General features: G+C 69.6%; 14 protein-coding genes. 7 read left to right on the top strand and 7 right to left on the bottom strand.

Annotated features, from left to right (window positions below):
* Position 1 precedes the first annotated feature (1 nt).
* Entirely contained in the window at positions 2–1,681 is a 1,680-nt protein-coding gene (locus tag ABFX81_RS23900) for a sodium:solute symporter family transporter (RefSeq protein ID WP_086841409.1), read from the bottom strand.
* A gap of 164 nt (positions 1,682–1,845) precedes the next feature.
* Between ABFX81_RS23900 and galT the strand changes: the two genes are divergently transcribed.
* Genes galT through galK form a run of 3 tightly spaced genes read left to right on the top strand, consistent with a single transcriptional unit; the run spans position 1,846 to position 5,070 of the window.
* The gene (gene galT / locus ABFX81_RS23895) at positions 1,846–2,907 is read left to right on the top strand and encodes a galactose-1-phosphate uridylyltransferase (protein ID WP_086841407.1); all 1,062 of its coding nucleotides are present in this window, start codon (positions 1,846–1,848) and stop codon (positions 2,905–2,907) included.
* The gene (gene galE / locus ABFX81_RS23890; RefSeq protein WP_086841405.1) at positions 2,904–3,866 is read left to right on the top strand and encodes a UDP-glucose 4-epimerase GalE; all 963 of its coding nucleotides are present in this window, start codon (positions 2,904–2,906) and stop codon (positions 3,864–3,866) included. Before galT ends, galE begins: the two co-directional genes overlap by 4 nt.
* A gap of 28 nt (positions 3,867–3,894) precedes the next feature.
* Positions 3,895–5,070 (top strand): galactokinase, encoded by a 1,176-nt coding sequence (gene galK, locus ABFX81_RS23885; protein ID WP_086841403.1) that lies wholly within the window; start codon positions 3,895–3,897, stop codon positions 5,068–5,070.
* 62 nt (positions 5,071–5,132) lie between these two features.
* On the opposite strand, the gene ABFX81_RS23880 is transcribed toward galK, so the two are convergent.
* From ABFX81_RS23880 to ABFX81_RS23870, 3 genes are all read right to left on the bottom strand, one after another.
* A complete protein-coding gene (locus ABFX81_RS23880) occupies positions 5,133–6,203 on the bottom strand; it encodes a hypothetical protein (RefSeq protein WP_086841422.1) in 1,071 nt (356 codons plus the stop codon).
* Complete coding sequence (locus tag ABFX81_RS23875; RefSeq protein ID WP_086841400.1) at positions 6,203–6,850, bottom strand: hypothetical protein; 648 nt, start codon at positions 6,848–6,850, stop codon at positions 6,203–6,205. The genes ABFX81_RS23880 and ABFX81_RS23875 overlap by 1 nt, the downstream gene beginning before the upstream one ends.
* A 144-nt stretch (positions 6,851–6,994) precedes the next feature.
* Positions 6,995–7,453, bottom strand: coding sequence for a GNAT family N-acetyltransferase (locus ABFX81_RS23870; protein ID WP_086841398.1), 459 nt, complete (start codon positions 7,451–7,453; stop codon positions 6,995–6,997).
* A gap of 305 nt (positions 7,454–7,758) precedes the next feature.
* On the opposite strand from ABFX81_RS23870, the gene ABFX81_RS23865 reads away from it, so the two are divergent.
* Entirely contained in the window at positions 7,759–8,526 is a 768-nt protein-coding gene (locus ABFX81_RS23865; RefSeq protein WP_086841396.1) for a LuxR C-terminal-related transcriptional regulator, read from the top strand.
* On the opposite strand, the gene tamR is transcribed toward ABFX81_RS23865, so the two are convergent.
* A complete protein-coding gene (tamR, locus tag ABFX81_RS23860; RefSeq protein ID WP_059416014.1) occupies positions 8,485–8,982 on the bottom strand; it encodes a MarR family transcriptional regulator TamR in 498 nt (165 codons plus the stop codon). The genes ABFX81_RS23865 and tamR overlap by 42 nt on opposite strands.
* Before the next feature lie 157 nt (positions 8,983–9,139).
* Here tamR and ABFX81_RS23855 point away from each other — a divergent pair, with 157 nt between their 5' ends.
* A complete protein-coding gene (locus ABFX81_RS23855; protein WP_346138625.1) occupies positions 9,140–9,958 on the top strand; it encodes a trans-aconitate 2-methyltransferase in 819 nt (272 codons plus the stop codon).
* On the top strand, positions 9,958–10,317 hold the full coding sequence (locus ABFX81_RS23850; RefSeq protein WP_086855668.1) for a VOC family protein: 360 nt from the start codon (positions 9,958–9,960) through the stop codon (positions 10,315–10,317). Before ABFX81_RS23855 ends, ABFX81_RS23850 begins: the two co-directional genes overlap by 1 nt.
* Here the strand turns inward: ABFX81_RS23850 and ABFX81_RS23845 are convergent.
* Complete coding sequence (locus ABFX81_RS23845; RefSeq protein WP_086849988.1) at positions 10,314–10,991, bottom strand: TetR/AcrR family transcriptional regulator; 678 nt, start codon at positions 10,989–10,991, stop codon at positions 10,314–10,316. The two genes, ABFX81_RS23850 and ABFX81_RS23845, sit on opposite strands and share 4 nt — an antisense overlap.
* Positions 10,988–12,004, bottom strand: a complete 1,017-nt coding sequence (locus ABFX81_RS23840; protein WP_086849990.1) for a fatty acid desaturase — start codon at positions 12,002–12,004, stop codon at positions 10,988–10,990. The genes ABFX81_RS23845 and ABFX81_RS23840 overlap by 4 nt, the downstream gene beginning before the upstream one ends.
* Positions 12,005–12,322: 318 nt before the next feature.
* On the opposite strand from ABFX81_RS23840, the gene ppc reads away from it, so the two are divergent.
* Complete coding sequence (gene ppc / locus ABFX81_RS23835) at positions 12,323–15,055, top strand: phosphoenolpyruvate carboxylase (protein WP_346138624.1); 2,733 nt, start codon at positions 12,323–12,325, stop codon at positions 15,053–15,055.
* The last annotated feature ends 47 nt before the right edge of the window (positions 15,056–15,102 follow it).

Here is a 15,102-nt window from a genome sequence, read left to right as displayed (position 1 = left end):
GTCAGAACGAGAACGGGATGTAGCAGGCGGCGGCCAGGATCACCGCGCCCCAGCCCAGGAGTGCCGGCTTGCGGTACCAGGCCTCGTCCCCGGGCGCCGGCGGTTCCGCCATGCCGGGTGAGGTCGTGCCGTAGACCAGGCCCTGGAGTTCCTCGGCCGGCTTCGGCGCGGTGAAGAGCGACACCGCCACCATGACGACCGCGCCCGCGACGAACCCCGCGATGGCCGAGACGAAGTTGGCCCCCTGGTCGGAGGGGATGTCGATGATGCCCTGCTTGTAGATGACGAAGTAGTTGACCATCGCGGCCGTGGTGCCGGCGAGCAGGCCCCAGAAGCCCGACTTCATCGACGTCCGCCTCCAGAACATGCCGATGATGAAGACGACGAACATCGGCACGTTGAAGAAGGAGAACAGCGTCTGGAGGTAGCTCATGATGTTGGAGAAGGACGACGCCAGGAACGCCGTGCCGATGGAGGCCAGGACGCCGATCGCGGTGATCAGGCGGCCGAAGCGGACGTAGTACTCGTCCTCCCGCCCCTTCACGACGTACTTCGCCCAGATGTCGGTCGTGAACACCGTGTTGAACGACGACACGTTCGCCGCCATGCCCGCCATGAAGGCCGCGAGGAGACCCGTCACGGCGATGCCCAGCACACCGTTCGGCAGCAGCTGTTCCATCAGGTAGGGAATCGCGTCGTTGTACTGGAGGTCGGAGCCGGCGGTGCCGATCTTCGGGACCAGGACCGCGGCGACCAGGCCCGGGATCATCACCAGGAAGACGATGAAGATCTTCGGGAACGCGGCGATCAGCGGGGTGCGCTGGGCCGCCGAGAGGTTCTTCGCGGACAGGGCGCGCTGCACCTCGGCGAAGTTCGTCGTCCAGTAGCCGAAGGAGAGGACGAAGCCGAGACCCAGGACGATCGTCAGCCAGTTCGCGCCCAGCGGGTTGTCGCTTCCGATGCCCGTGCCGCCCCAGGAGGTCATGAAGTCGGCGCCGCGGGACTCGGTGAGGGAGTCGGACAGGCCGTCCCAGCCGCCCACCTTCCTCAGGCCGAGGACCGAGATGGGGATGAGCGCGGCGAGGATCACGAAGAACTGGAGGACCTCGTTGTAGATCGCCGAGGACAGGCCGCCGAGGGTGATGTAGGCGAGTACGAAGAAGCCGGCGACGACGATCGCCACCCACTGCGGCCAGTCCAGCAGCGCCTCGACCACGATCGCGAGGGCGTAGAGGTTGACGCCGGCGATGAGGATGGCGGCGCAGGCGAAGAGGCCCGAGCTGAGCAGGTGCGCCGCCTTGTCGAAGCGCAGCAGCAGGAATTCCGGGACCGAGCGGACCTTGGAGCCGTAGTAGAAGGGCATCATCACCAGGCCGAGGAAGACCATGGCCGGGATGGCGCCGATCCAGTACCAGTGCGTGGTGTAGACGCCGTACTGCGCGCTGTTGGCGGCCATGCCGAGGATCTCGGTGGCGCCCAGGTTGGCGGCGATGAACGCGAGCCCGGTGACCCAGGCGGGCAGGGAACGGCCGGAGAGGAAGAAGTCGAGGCTGGTCTTCACCGAGCGGCGGGCGGCGAACCCGATGCCGAGGACGACGACGAAGTAGATGCCGAGGATCGTGTAGTCGAGCCAGTTCGTGGGGAGTCGCAGCTCGGCTGCCAGGGTGGTGGGGGGATGCATGAGCCCTCGCTTCGTTGCGTGAACCGATACCTCGCGGAATCTACGCCTCCGTCTTCAGGGATTGAACACATCTGCTGATGCTCTTTGTTTGATTGTGATGTTGACAATTGGGGAGGGTCGTGTTTTGGTGTGTTGGGTTATGTTTGAAGGATGAGGAGTGCGGCGTGAAGAAGACCTCGACCCGGCTGGCCGACGGTCGCGAGCTCATCTACTACGACCTGCGTGACGACAGCGTGCGGGACGCGGCCGACCGCCGCCCGCTGGACCGCACCGTCACCACGTCCGAGATCCGCCGCGACCCCCTGCTCGGTGACTCCGTCGCCGTCGCCTCGCACCGCCAGGGCCGCACCTACCATCCGCCCGCCGACGAATGCCCCCTGTGCCCCTCCGAGGGTGACCGGCTGAGCGAGATCCCGGACTCGTCCTACGACGTCGTCGTCTTCGAGAACCGCTTCCCCTCGCTGGCCGGCGACTCGGGCCGGTGTGAGGTGGTGTGCTTCACGTCCGACCACAACGCGGCCTTCGCCGACCTCAGTGAGGAGCAGGCCGGCCTGGTGCTGGAGGCCTGGACGGACCGTACGTCCGAGCTGTCCCATCTCCCCTCCGTCGAGCAGGTGTTCTGCTTCGAGAACCGGGGTGCCGAGATCGGCGTGACCCTCCAGCACCCGCACGGGCAGATCTACGCCTACCCCTTCACCACCCCGCGCACCGCGACGATGCTCCGCTCGGTCGCGGCCCACAAGGAGATGACGGGCGGGGAGAACCTCTTCGACGCCGTCCTGGAGCGTGAACTCGCCGAGGAACGGGTCGTCCTGGAGGGTGAGCACTGGGTGGCCTTCGTGCCGTACGCGGCGCACTGGCCGTACGAGGTCCACCTCTACCCCAAGCGCCGCGTGCCCGACCTGCTCGGGCTGGACGAGGCCGCGCGCACAGAGTTCCCCAAGGTTTACCTGGAACTCTTGAGGCGCTTCGACCGGATCTTCGGTGCGGGCGAGCCTCCGACCCCCTATATCGCGGCCTGGCACCAGGCCCCGTTCGGCGCGCTGGAGGAGTTCGACGGGGTCGTCCGGGAGGATTTCGCGCTTCATCTCGAGCTTTTCACCATCCGCCGCACTTCCGGCAAGCTGAAGTTCCTCGCGGGTTCCGAGTCCGGTATGAACGTGTTCATCAACGACGTGCCGCCGGAGCGCGCGGCCGAGCGACTGCGAGAGGTAGCGAGTTCATGAGCGGGAAGTACCTGGTGACAGGCGGCGCGGGCTACATCGGCGGCGTGGTCGCACAGCACCTGCTGGAGGCCGGTCACGAGGTCCTCGTCCTCGACAACCTGTCGACCGGCTTCCGCGAGGGCGTCCCCGCCGGGGCGACGTTCGTGGAGGGCGACATCCGCGATGCCGCCAAATGGCTGGACTCCTCGTTCGACGGTGTTCTGCACTTCGCCGCGTCCTCACAGGTCGGTGAGTCGGTCGCGAAGCCGGAGAAGTACTGGGACAACAACGTCGGCGGCACCATGGCCCTGCTGGCGGCGATGCGCGAGGCGGACGTCCGCAAGCTCGTCTTCTCCTCGACGGCGGCGACGTACGGCGAGCCGGAGCAGGTCCCGATCGTCGAGTCGGCGCCGACTTCCCCGACCAACCCCTACGGCGCCTCGAAGCTCGCCGTCGACCACATGATCACCGGCGAGGCGGCGGCCCACGGACTGGGCGCGGTGTCGCTGCGCTACTTCAACGTGGCGGGCGCGTACGGCGAGCACGGCGAGCGCCACGACCCCGAATCCCACCTGATCCCGCTCGTCCTCCAGGTCGCGCAGGGCAAGCGCGACGCCATCTTCGTCTTCGGCGACGACTACCCGACGCCGGACGGCACCTGCGTGCGCGACTACATCCACGTCGCGGACCTGGCCGAGGCCCACCTGCTGGCCCTGAAGGCCGCTGCCCCCGGCGAGCACCTCATCTGCAACCTCGGCAACGGCAACGGCTTCTCCGTCCGCGAGGTCATCGAGACGGTCCGCCGGGTGACGGGCCACCCGATCCCCGAGGTCGTGGCCCCCCGCCGGGGCGGCGACCCGGCGGTCCTGGTGGCATCGGCCGCCACGGCCCGCGAGAAGCTGGGCTGGAACCCGTCCCGCGCGGACCTCGACGGAATCGTCGCGGACGCGTGGGACTTCGCGCAGCGGCGCGGCAACTAGAACAGGAACGAAGGGTCAGGGGTCAGGCATGAGCGAGGCTGTTGCCGACACGGTCGCCGGAGCGGTCGCCGAACGGTTCACGGAGCTTTACGGCGCCGAGCCGCACGGGGTCTGGGCGGCGCCGGGCCGCGTCAACCTCATCGGCGAGCACACCGACTACAACGACGGCTTCGTCATGCCGTTCGCCCTGCCGCACAAGGCGGTTGCGGCGGTCTCGCGCCGCGACGACGGCGTGCTCCGCCTCCACTCGGCGGACGTCGAGGGCGGGGTGACCGAACTCCGCCTGGACGACCTGTCCCCCGACTCGGACAAGAACTGGACGGCGTACCCGGCGGGCGTGGTGTGGGCCCTGCGCGAGGCCGGCCACGCGGTGACCGGCGCGGACATCCACCTGTCCTCCACGGTCCCTTCGGGCGCGGGCCTGTCGTCCTCGGCGGCGCTGGAGGTGGTCGTGGCGCTGGCCCTGAACGACCTCTTCTCCCTCGGCCTCCGGGGCTGGCAACTGGCCCGCCTGTGCCAGCGGGCGGAGAACGTCTACGTGGGCGCCCCGGTCGGCATCATGGACCAGACCGCGTCAGCGTGCTGCGAGGCGGGCCACGCCCTGTTCCTCGACACCCGCGACCTCTCCCAGCGCCAGATCCCCTTCGACCTGGCGGCCGAGGGCATGCGCCTCCTCGTGGTCGACACCCAGGTCAAGCACTCGCACAGCGAGGGCGAGTACGGCAAGCGCCGCGCCGGCTGCGAGAAGGGCGCGGCACTGCTCGGCGTCGACGCCCTGCGGGACGTGCCGTACGCGGAACTCGACGCGGCCCTGGCCCGCCTCGGCGACGAGGAGGAGGTCCGCCGCCTGGTCCGCCACATCGTCACGGAGAACGAGCGCGTCGAACGGGTGGTGTCCCTGCTGGAGTCGGGCGACACGCGCGCGATCGGCCCGATCCTGATCCAGGGCCACGCCTCCCTGCGCGACGACTTCCGCATCTCCTGCCCCGAACTGGACCTGGTCGTCGACACGGCCCTCATCTCCGGCGCCCTGGGCGCCCGCATGACCGGCGGCGGCTTCGGCGGCTCGGCGATCGTCCTCGCGGAGGAGACGGACGTGGACGCGATCACCAAGGCGGTGACGGAGGCCTTCTCGGCGGCGGGCTTCACGGCACCGCGGGTCTTCGAGGCGGTGCCTTCGGCGGGGGCACGTCGCCTGCGCTGAGACTCCGCACGTGGTGCTGAGCGCCCTTGTCCTGAGGACGAGGGCGCCCGGGCATTCTGCGGTCAGCGGTTGACGGACTGGATCTCCTGGACCGTCATGTTCTGCGTGGTCTCGAACGTCCCGTCCGGCAGGTCGCCCTGCGCACCGCCGGAGCCCTCCCAGGAGATCTGCCACGTGATCGACGCCTTGAGCTGGTACGGCGTGCCGTTCGTGGCGCGGAGGTAGCGGACGCCGCACGGCGGGATCCGGTCGGCGTCGCCCTTGGTGTACGGGGTGCCGATGGAGCCGTCTTCATTGATCGCGCAGTTGCCGGAGGCCGGGTACGTCTCCGCGTCCTCCGTACCGGCGTCCAGGTGCAGGGCGATCGGCTTGGCGGTGGTCTCCGCCCACACGCCGGCGTCCGGCAGTTCGGCGCGGACCTTGACCTCCTTGAAGGTCGCCTTGTCAAGCCACACCCAGGTCGGCAGGTTCACTGTCGACCTGGTTGCGGGCTTCAGGTCGACCTCGGTCTGCGGCACGTTGATCTTGTCGTAGGCGTAGCCGGCGAGGATGTCAGGGGTGGGAGCGTGGTCGTCGTCAGGGAGAGTGTTGGCGTTCTGCCAGAACAGGGTGCGTTCGCAGTCGTAGGACTCGGCGTCGTTCTCCCGGTTCTTGTTGATTACTCCGCGCCAGAACATCCCGTCTTTGCCGAGGTTGTAATTCTTGTAGCTGAACCCGCTGTCGGTGTTGTCCTGTCCCTTCTCGTAGTGGTCCACCATGAGCTCCTCGCCCCAGCTGAGACTGGGGGTGACGGGAACCAGATCGCCGTTGGGGTTCTTCTTGAGCCGGTCCACGGCTTCCTTGAGCTGCTGGGGCGTCGCCACGGGCTCGTACCAGCACGCCGGCGGCTCCCAGTTGGGATCCACCGGGGCGAGCGACCGGGTGGAGCTGCCCGTGCCGCCGCTTTCCTGCGTCACCTTGATACGGGTGGTGGCGGCCGATGCCGTCAGCGTGCCCCCGGACGCGCCGCCGGCCCCGCCCGAGGGCGGCGCCTGGGACTCGTCGTCACCGATGGCGTAGGCAGCCGTGCACGACAGGACAAAAGTGGAGGCTGAGGCTGCGAGGGCAGCGCCTGCCTTCGCCGCGAGTCGCATCAGTTGCACGCCCCCGGGACGGTGGTCAGCGAGGTGGTCTTCCACACGCCCTGGGACGTCTGGTCCAGCCGGAGGCGGTACTGGATGAGTGACTCGGGTTTGTCCGGAGTGTTGACGATCTTCTTGGTCTTGCGGTTCTTCGTGGACGCCTGGCGCTCGTCGACGCAGTAGAAGAGCACACCCGAACCGGTGTCGCTGATGTGGACCTGGGGATCGAAGACCCTGACCTTGCCGATAATGCTGTCGCCGTCGTCCGTGAACTGCTTGATCCACTTGCGGGCAGTCGCCTGGGTGGTCTCCGAGTTGTAGAACGCGACCGCGTCCGATTCCGGGTCGGCCTCGATGATCGCCGCGTACTTCGACCGCAGCTCCTCACGGCCGTCGTTCAGGATCGCCTGAAGCTTCGGGTCACTGTTCGACCAGCTCTCGAAGTCTGCTTGGAACTCCTTGGGCAGCGTGATCTTCGGGCGTTTGACGCTGCCCGGCGAGGCCGAGGCGGAGGGGCCGGCCGACGTCTTCGCGTCCCCGGCTCCCGCACCCTTGATCGTGTCGGAGGACGGGTCTCCTCCTCCCGAACCGCATGCGGTCACGAGCAGGGCCATCGACGCGGTGAGCGCGGCTGTTGTGAGCCGGGCGGGGCGATTCACTCAGGTCTCCCGTTGAGGTGAAGGTAACTCAAGCGAACCAACGCTATCGGTGGGTACGAGCACGGTGACAGCGAGGTCTCGCACACCCTCCGCGTCGCCCCTTTGCCAACGCAGGCTTCGCTGTCCGACGGACCTGACCGACCGTCAACCCAGCCGCTTCATCAGCAGGTACTCCGTGATCCCCGGCGGATAATCCGGCACCACGCACGCCACCTCGTACCCCTGCTTCTCGTAGAAGCGCGGCGCCTGGAAGTCCCACGTCTCCAGGCGGGACGCGCGGCACCCGCGCTTGTCGGACGCGATGCGTTCCGCCTGCCGGAGCAACCCGGCCCCGAGGCCCACCCCGCGGTGGCGTTCGTCGACCCACAGGTAGGTGACGTGGAGCCAGGTCGCCCAGGTGTAGCCGACGAGGCCGCCCGCCAGGTCGTCGGTCCTGTCGTTCACAGCCCACACGTGCAATGGGATGTCCCTTTCGTCCGGCGTTCCGAGCAGGGCGCGCAGGACCGGAGAGGCGGCTGTGTTCGTTTCCCGCAGGCGCGTGCGGAGCAGATCACGTCGGGCCTTGTCGACTTCTGTCTCAAGACGGAACATGCGGCACACCATAAACGCGCAGGACAGTCAGTTCTGCAAATAACCTTCCGCTCCGGGCCCCCGGCCGTACTCTGATGAACAGCACCGGTGGGGGCCGGTGCCGATCAGGGGGCGAGACAGCCGGGTACGACGCCCGGGGTGGGGGTAGCGGTTTCTGCACGGCGGCGGCCGTGCGGCTGCGGCGACCCGGCCAGGCTGCTGCGAGGACGGACGGACAGATGCAGCAGACCCGGACACCCCGGTGTCGTACCCGCGCGGTGCCGTCTTCCGACGATGGGGTATCCCCTGCTCTTCAGGAGCCTGGGGAAGGGGGTTACGTGGTTCGCATCCGAGTCCTGGTCGTCGACGACCATCGCATCTTCGCCGAGTCACTCGCGGCGGCCCTTGCCGCCGAGCCCGATGTCGACGTCTCCGCGGCCGGCAGCGGCCCCGCCGCGCTGCGCTGTCTGGAGCGTGCGGTCGCCGAGGGGCGGCGGTTCGACGTGCTGCTCGTCGACGCCGATCTGGGCGGCAAGGTGCCGGGCACCCGCCCGGCCGTACCCGTGCAGGAGGGCAACGAGGACGGACTCGTCGACGGGATCTCCCTCGTCACGGGGGTGCGGTCCGCGCAGCCGAACGTACGGATCGTCGTGCTCGCCGAGAAGGACGACCCGCGCCGGGCCGCGCTGGCCCTCCAGGCCGGGGCCTCCGGGTGGGTCGCCAAGGACTGTTCGCTGTCCCGGCTGCTCACCGTCATCCGGGGCGTGCTGCGGGACGAGACGCATCTGCCGCCCGCCCTGCTGACCGGCGTCCTGCGGGAGTTGACCGCCGCCCGCAAGCACCGCACCGAGAGCGAGCGGCTGGTGGAGTCCCTCACTCCGCGTGAGCGGGAAGTGCTGCGGTGCATGGTGGCGGGGCTGGGGCGCAAGGCCGTCGCCGAGCGCCTGTATCTGTCGCCGCACACGGTGCGTACGCACATGCAGAACGTGCTGGGCAAGCTGGGAGTGCATTCCACGCTCGCCGCCGTCGCCCTGGCCCGGCGGGCCGGGGTCGGGCCGGTCGACCTAGCCGGGGATGTTGTCGAACGGGGCGGTCAACTGGCGTAGCAGCCCCGCCAGTTCGCCGCGCTGGGCCCGGGTGAGCTCCGCGAGGATCGCGCGCTCCTGGTCCAGCAGGCCCGCCAGGGCCTGGTCGGCGCGGTCCCGGCCCTCGTCCGTCAGCCGGACCAGGACGCCGCGGCGGTCGCTGGGGTCGGGGAGGCGTTCCACCAGGCCCTTCTTCGCCAGGCGGTCGATGCGGTTCGTCATCGTGCCCGACGTGACCAGGGTCTGGGTGAGGAGCTGTCCCGGCGAGAGCTGGTACGGCGTGCCCGCGCGGCGCAGCGCCGTCAGGACGTCGAACTCCCACGGCTCCAGGCCGTGTTCCGAGAAGGCCAGCCGGCGTGCCCGGTCCAGATGCCGGGCCAGTCTGCTCACGCGGCTGAGCACCTCGAGCGGTTCGACGTCGAGGTCCGGGCGCTCCCGGCGCCATGCTGCGACCAGCCGGTCGACCTCGTCCTCCATGGCGATCAGTGTAGTGGTTGTGTCGACGTAGAGTCTCTTGATGTCCATTTTCTTGACGTCGAGATAAATGCGATGTCACGCTGTGTGTGCGCCCCTTGCCGTCACCACCAGGAAACCACCAGAACGCCACCAGGACACCAGGACACCAGGAGGATCCATGCCCGCGGCCGCCCCCGCCTGGGACCCCGCCCAGTACCTCCGCCACGCCGGACACCGCGCCCGCCCCTTCACCGACCTCCTGGCCCGCGTCCCCGACCTCCCCGGCGACCCTCCCCGCATCGCCGACCTCGGCTGCGGCCCCGGCAATGTCACCGCGCTGCTCGCCGTACGCTGGCCCACCGCCCGGATCACCGGCTACGACAACTCGCCCGCGATGCTCGACAAGGCCCACGTCGATCACGAGGGGCCCACCCCGGGCGGCGGCCGTCTCGACTTCGCCCACGCCGACGTCCGTACGTGGACGCCGGGAGAGCCCTGCGACCTGATCGTCAGCAACGCCACGCTCCAGTGGGTGCCGGGGCACCCCGACCGGTTCGCCGACTGGGTGGCCGCGCTGAAAACCGGCGGGACCTTCGCCTTCCAGGTGCCCGGGAACTTCGACGCCCCCAGCCACCGCCTCATGCGGGAACTCGCGCACGCACCGCGCTGGCGCGACCGGCTCGCGGGCACCCTGCGCCACGGCGACGCCGTCCTCACCCCCGAGGCCTACCTGGAACGGCTCACCTCGCTCGGCTGCACCGCCGACGTGTGGGAGACGACGTACATCCATCTGCTCCAGGGCGAGGACCCCGTGCTCGACTGGGTGAAGGGGACCGGCCTGCGGCCCGTGCTGACCGCCCTCGCCGACGATCCCGAGGCGCGGGACGGTTTCCTCGCCGAGTACCGGGCCACCCTGCGCGAGGCGTACCCGGCGGGGCCGCACGGCACGCCGTTCCCGTTCCGCAGGGTGTTCGCGGTGGCCCGGAAGGAGCACTGATGATCGTCGCCCTCGACCACGTCCAGCTCGCCGCCCCGCCCGGCAGCGAGGAGCGGCTGCGGGCCTACTACGCCGGCGTCCTCGGCATGACCGAGATCCCGAAGCCGCCTCTGCTCGCCCGGCGCGGCGGATGCTGGTTCCAGGCCGGTGCCGTGCAACTGCACCTGGGGACCGAGGAGGACTTCCGGGCGGCGAAGAAGGCCCATCCCGGGCTGCGGGTGACGGGCATCGACGCGTACGCCGCCCGGCTGGCAGCCCACGGGGCGCCCGTCACCTGGGACCCCGCCCTGCCGGGCCGCAAGCGCTTCTACTCGCACGACCCCGTCGGCAACCGCCTGGAGTTCCTCGAACCCCTCTAGGCCTTGCGGCGCCCTATCAGGTGCGGCTTCGCCTCCAGTCCGTCCAGCCCGTGCCACGCCAGGTTCACCAGGTGCGCGGCCACCTCCGCCTTCTTCGGCTTGCGTACGTCCAGCCACCACTGGCCGGTCAGGGCGACCATGCCGACCAGGGCCTGGGCGTACAGCGGGGCCAGCTTGGGGTCAAAGCCGCGGCTCTTGAACTCGCGGCCCAGGATGTCCTCCACCTGGGTGGCGATGTCCGAGATGAGCGAGGCGAAGGAACCCGTCGACTGGGGGATGGGGGAGTCACGGACCAGGATGCGGAAACCGTCCGTGTACTCCTCGATGTAGTCCAGCAGGGCGAAGGCCGCCTGCTCGCACAGTTCACGCGGGTGGCCGGCGGTCAGGGAGCTGGTCACCATGTCCAGCAGGCGCCGCATCTCGCGGTCCACGACCACCGCGTACAGCCCTTCCTTGCCGCCGAAGTGCTCGTACACCACCGGCTTGGAGACCCCGGCCTTCGCCGCGATCTCCTCCACCGACGTGCCCTCGAAACCCTTGGCGGCGAAGAGCGTGCGACCGATCTCCAGCAGCTGCTGGCGGCGCTCGGCACCGGTCATCCGGGTGCGACGCACTCGCCGCGGCTTGTCGTTGCTGGGGTTGCTGCTCGAGTCGGTCGCCACAGCGACCATCATGCCGCCTTGACGGGCTCCTTCCCGCGCGGGGAGCCGCCTTCCCCGGTGTCACGGCGCGAATCGATACGCGAGCGTGACGGCCAGCGCACGTCGTACGCCCAGCCGAGCATCTCGAACCAGCGGATCAGCCGGGCGGAGGAGTCCAGCTGGCCGCGCATCACACCGTGCCGCGCCGAGGTGGGGTCGGCGTGGTGCAGGTTGTGCCAGGACTCGCCGCAGGACAGGACCGCCAGCCACCACACGTTGCCCGAGCGGTCGCGCGACTTGAAGGGGCGCTTGCCCACCGCGTGGCAGATCGAGTTGATCGACCACGTCACGTGGTGCAGCAGGGCCACCCGGACGAGCGAGCCCCAGAAGAACGCCGTGAACGCGCCCCACCAGGACATCGTGACCAGCCCGCCGATCAGCGCCGGGAGGCCCAGGGACACCACCGTCCACAGGACGAACTGGCGGGAGATCGCGCGGAGAGTCTTGTCCTTGATCAGGTCAGGGGCGTACTTCTCCTGCGATGTCTGCTCTTCGTCGAACATCCATCCGATGTGCGCCCACCACAGGCCCTTCATAAGGGCCGGAAGCGTCTCGCCGAACCGCCACGGCGAGTGCGGGTCGCCCTCCGCGTCGGAGAACTTGTGGTGCTTGCGGTGATCGGCCACCCAGCGGACCAGCGGACCCTCGACCGCCATGGACCCGGCGACGGCCAGCGCGATCTTCAGCGGCCGCTTGGCCTTGAAGGAACCGTGGGTGAAGTGACGGTGGAAACCGATCGTGATGCCGTGGCACCCCAGGAAGTAGAAGAACACCAGCAGACCGAGGTCCAGCCAGCTCACCCCCCAGCCCCAGGCCAGCGGCACGGCCGCCAGCAGCGCGAGGAACGGGACGGTGATGAAGAGGAGGAGGGCGATCTGCTCGATGGACCGCTTCCGCTCGCCGCCCAGCGTGGCGGCGGGAGCTTCGTCGGAGGCCTGACCGGACGCCTTCGGGGCGTTTTCGATCACGTCGGAACTACTGGTCATACGCGTCCCCTGGGGGGTATGTGGATGTGGAGAGGGTGCCGGGTCACAGAGACCCGGCAGTCGCCGGGTCACGGGAACCCCGCAGTGCTTCCTACGGTTCCGTAACCTACGGCTTCGTAAGTATGGCAGCGCGTCGCCCGGCGGCAAGAGCCCGAGAGCCTGCGCGTCCCGGCCGACACCTATCCTGGAGTCGGTCGGACAGCGCGGTCCGCTCTGTTTTCTTCCCGGATGTCCGGCCCGTATGCGGCGCCCGCCGCGCGAGACGCCGTCCGGGTACCCCCTCCCAGACGAGCTTCAACACTGCAAGGAGCCGCACCTGTGAGCAGTGCCGACGACCAGACCACGACGACGAGCAGTGAGCTGCGTGCCGACATCCGCCGACTGGGTGACCTCCTCGGAGAGACCCTCGTCCGGCAGGAGGGCCCCGAGCTCCTGGAACTCGTCGAGAAGGTCCGCCGCCTCACTCGTGAGGACGGCGAGGCCGCCGCCGAGCTGCTGCGCGGCACCGAACTCGACACCGCGGCCAAGCTGGTCCGCGCCTTCTCCACCTACTTCCACCTGGCCAACGTCACCGAGCAGGTGCACCGCGGCCGCGAGCTGCGCGCCCGGCGCGCCGCCGAGGGCGGACTGCTCGCCCGTACGGCCGACCGGCTCAAGGACGCCGACCCCGAGCACCTGCGCGAGACGGTCCGCCACCTCAACGTCCGCCCCGTGTTCACCGCCCACCCCACCGAGGCCGCGCGCCGGTCGGTCCTGAACAAGCTCCGGCGCGTCGCCGCGCTCCTGGAGACCCCGGTCATCGAGTCGGACCGCCGCCGCCTCGACACCCGGCTGGCCGAGAACATCGACCTCGTCTGGCAGACCGACGAACTGCGCGTCGTGCGCCCCGAGCCCGCCGACGAGGCCCGCAACGCCATCTACTACCTCGACGAACTGCATGCGGGCGCCGTCGGCGACGTCCTGGAGGACCTCACGGCGGAGCTGGAGCGCGCCGGGGTCAAGCTCCCCGACGACACCCGCCCCCTCACCTTCGGCACCTGGATCGGCGGCGACCGCGACGGCAACCCCAACGTCACCCCCCAGGTCACCTGGGACGTCCTCATCCTCCAGCACGAGCACGGCATCAACGACGCGCTGGACACGATCGACGAACTGCGCGGCTTCCTGTCCAACTCCATCCGCTACGCCGGCGCCACCGAGGAACTGCTGAGCTCCCTCCAGACCGACCTGGAGAACCTCCCCGAGATCAGCCCCCGCTACAAGCGCCTCAACGCCGAGGAGCCCTACCGGCTCAAGGCCACCTGCATCCGGCAGAAGCTGGAGAACACCAAGCAGCGCCTCGCCAAGGGCACCGCACACGTGCCGGGCCGCGACTACCTCGGCACCAGCGAGCTGATCAGCGACCTGCGGATCATCCAGACCTCCCTGCGCGAGCACCGCGGCGGCCTCTTCGCCGACGGCCGCCTCTCCCGCACCATCCGCACCCTCGCCGCCTTCGGCCTCCAGCTCGCCACCATGGACGTACGCGAACACGCGGACGCCCACCACCACGCCCTCGGCCAGCTCTTCGACCGGCTCGGCGAGGAGTCCTGGCGGTACGCGGACATGCCCCGCGACTACCGCACCAAGCTGCTCGCCAAGGAACTGCGCTCCCGCCGCCCCCTCGCACCCACCCCGGCGCCCGTGGACGCCCCCGGCGAGAAGACCCTCGGCGTCTTCCAGACCGTGAAGAAGGCCCTGGAGGTCTTCGGGCCCGAGGTCATCGAGTCGTACATCATCTCCATGTGCCAGGGCGCCGACGACGTCTTCGCCGCCGCCGTCCTCGCCCGCGAAGCCGGCCTGATCGACCTGCACGCCGGCTGGGCCAAGATCGGCATCGTGCCCCTGCTGGAGACCACCGACGAGCTCAAGGCCGCCGACACCATCCTCGAGGACATGCTCTCCGACCCGTCCTACCGGCGCCTCGTCGCGCTCAGGGGCGACGTCCAGGAGGTCATGCTCGGCTACTCCGACTCCTCCAAGTTCGGCGGCATCACCACCAGCCAGTGGGAGATCCACCGCGCCCAGCGCCGCCTGCGCGACGTCGCCCACCGCTACGGCGTCCGCCTGCGCCTCTTCCACGGCCGCGGCGGCACCGTCGGACGCGGCGGCGGCCCCACCCACGACGCCATCCTCGCCCAGCCCTGGGGCACCCTGGAGGGCGAGATCAAGGTGACCGAGCAGGGCGAGGTCATCTCCGACAAGTACCTCATCCCGTCCCTCGCCCGGGAGAACCTCGAACTCACCGTCGCGGCCACCCTCCAGGCCTCCGCCCTGCACACCGCGCCCCGCCAGTCCGTCGAGGCACTGGCCCGCTGGGACGCCGCCATGGACGTCGTCTCCGACGCCGCCCACGCCGCCTACCGCCGCCTCGTCGAGGACCCCGACCTGCCGACGTACTTCCTCGCGTCGACGCCGGTGGACCAGCTCGCCGACCTGCACCTGGGCTCCCGGCCCTCCCGCCGCCCCGGCTCCGGCGTCTCGCTCGACGGCCTGCGCGCCATCCCGTGGGTGTTCGGCTGGACCCAGTCCCGGCAGATCGTCCCCGGCTGGTTCGGCGTCGGCTCCGGCCTCAAGGCCCTGCGCGAGGCGGGCCTGGACACCGTGCTCGACGAGATGTACGGCCAGTGGCACTTCTTCCGCAACTTCATCTCCAACGTCGAGATGACCCTGGCCAAGACCGACCTGCGGATCGCCCAGCACTACGTCGACACCCTCGTCCCCGACGAGCTCAAGCACGTCTTCGACACCATCAAGGCCGAACACGAACTGACCGTCGCCGAGGTACTGCGGGTCACCGGCGAACAGGAACTCCTCGACGCCGAACCCGTACTGAAGCAGACCTTCGCCATCCGCGACGCCTACCTCGACCCCATCTCCTACCTCCAGGTCGCCCTGCTCAAGCGGCAGCGCGACGCGGTTGCCGCCGGCGAACAGCCCGACCCGCTCCTCGCCCGCGCCCTGCTCCTCACCGTCAACGGCGTGGCAGCGGGCCTGCGCAACACCGGCTGAACCGCTCCCCGGACACCACCGTGCCCCCGAGCCCGTACAGGCTCGGG

It is taken from the genome of Streptomyces coeruleofuscus, assembly GCF_039532725.1.
Lineage (GTDB): Bacteria > Actinomycetota > Actinomycetes > Streptomycetales > Streptomycetaceae > Streptomyces > Streptomyces coeruleofuscus.
This window is presented reverse-complemented; position numbering and strand designations above follow the sequence as displayed.

Excerpts from the sequence above, each read along its gene's own strand:
- ABFX81_RS23900 (WP_086841409.1), bottom strand. The coding sequence starts at position 1,681 with ATGCATCCCCCCACCACCCTGGCAGCCGAGCTGCGACTCCCCACGAAC.
- galE (WP_086841405.1), top strand. The coding sequence starts at position 2,904 with ATGAGCGGGAAGTACCTGGTGACAGGCGGCGCGGGCTACATCGGCGGC.
- galK (WP_086841403.1), top strand. The coding sequence starts at position 3,895 with ATGAGCGAGGCTGTTGCCGACACGGTCGCCGGAGCGGTCGCCGAACGG.
- ABFX81_RS23880 (WP_086841422.1), bottom strand. The coding sequence starts at position 6,203 with ATGCGACTCGCGGCGAAGGCAGGCGCTGCCCTCGCAGCCTCAGCCTCC.
- ABFX81_RS23870 (WP_086841398.1), bottom strand. The coding sequence starts at position 7,453 with ATGGTGTGCCGCATGTTCCGTCTTGAGACAGAAGTCGACAAGGCCCGA.
- tamR (WP_059416014.1), bottom strand. The coding sequence starts at position 8,982 with ATGGAGGACGAGGTCGACCGGCTGGTCGCAGCATGGCGCCGGGAGCGC.
- ABFX81_RS23855 (WP_346138625.1), top strand. The coding sequence starts at position 9,140 with ATGCCCGCGGCCGCCCCCGCCTGGGACCCCGCCCAGTACCTCCGCCAC.
- ABFX81_RS23850 (WP_086855668.1), top strand. The coding sequence starts at position 9,958 with ATGATCGTCGCCCTCGACCACGTCCAGCTCGCCGCCCCGCCCGGCAGC.
- ABFX81_RS23845 (WP_086849988.1), bottom strand. The coding sequence starts at position 10,991 with ATGATGGTCGCTGTGGCGACCGACTCGAGCAGCAACCCCAGCAACGAC.
- ABFX81_RS23840 (WP_086849990.1), bottom strand. The coding sequence starts at position 12,004 with ATGACCAGTAGTTCCGACGTGATCGAAAACGCCCCGAAGGCGTCCGGT.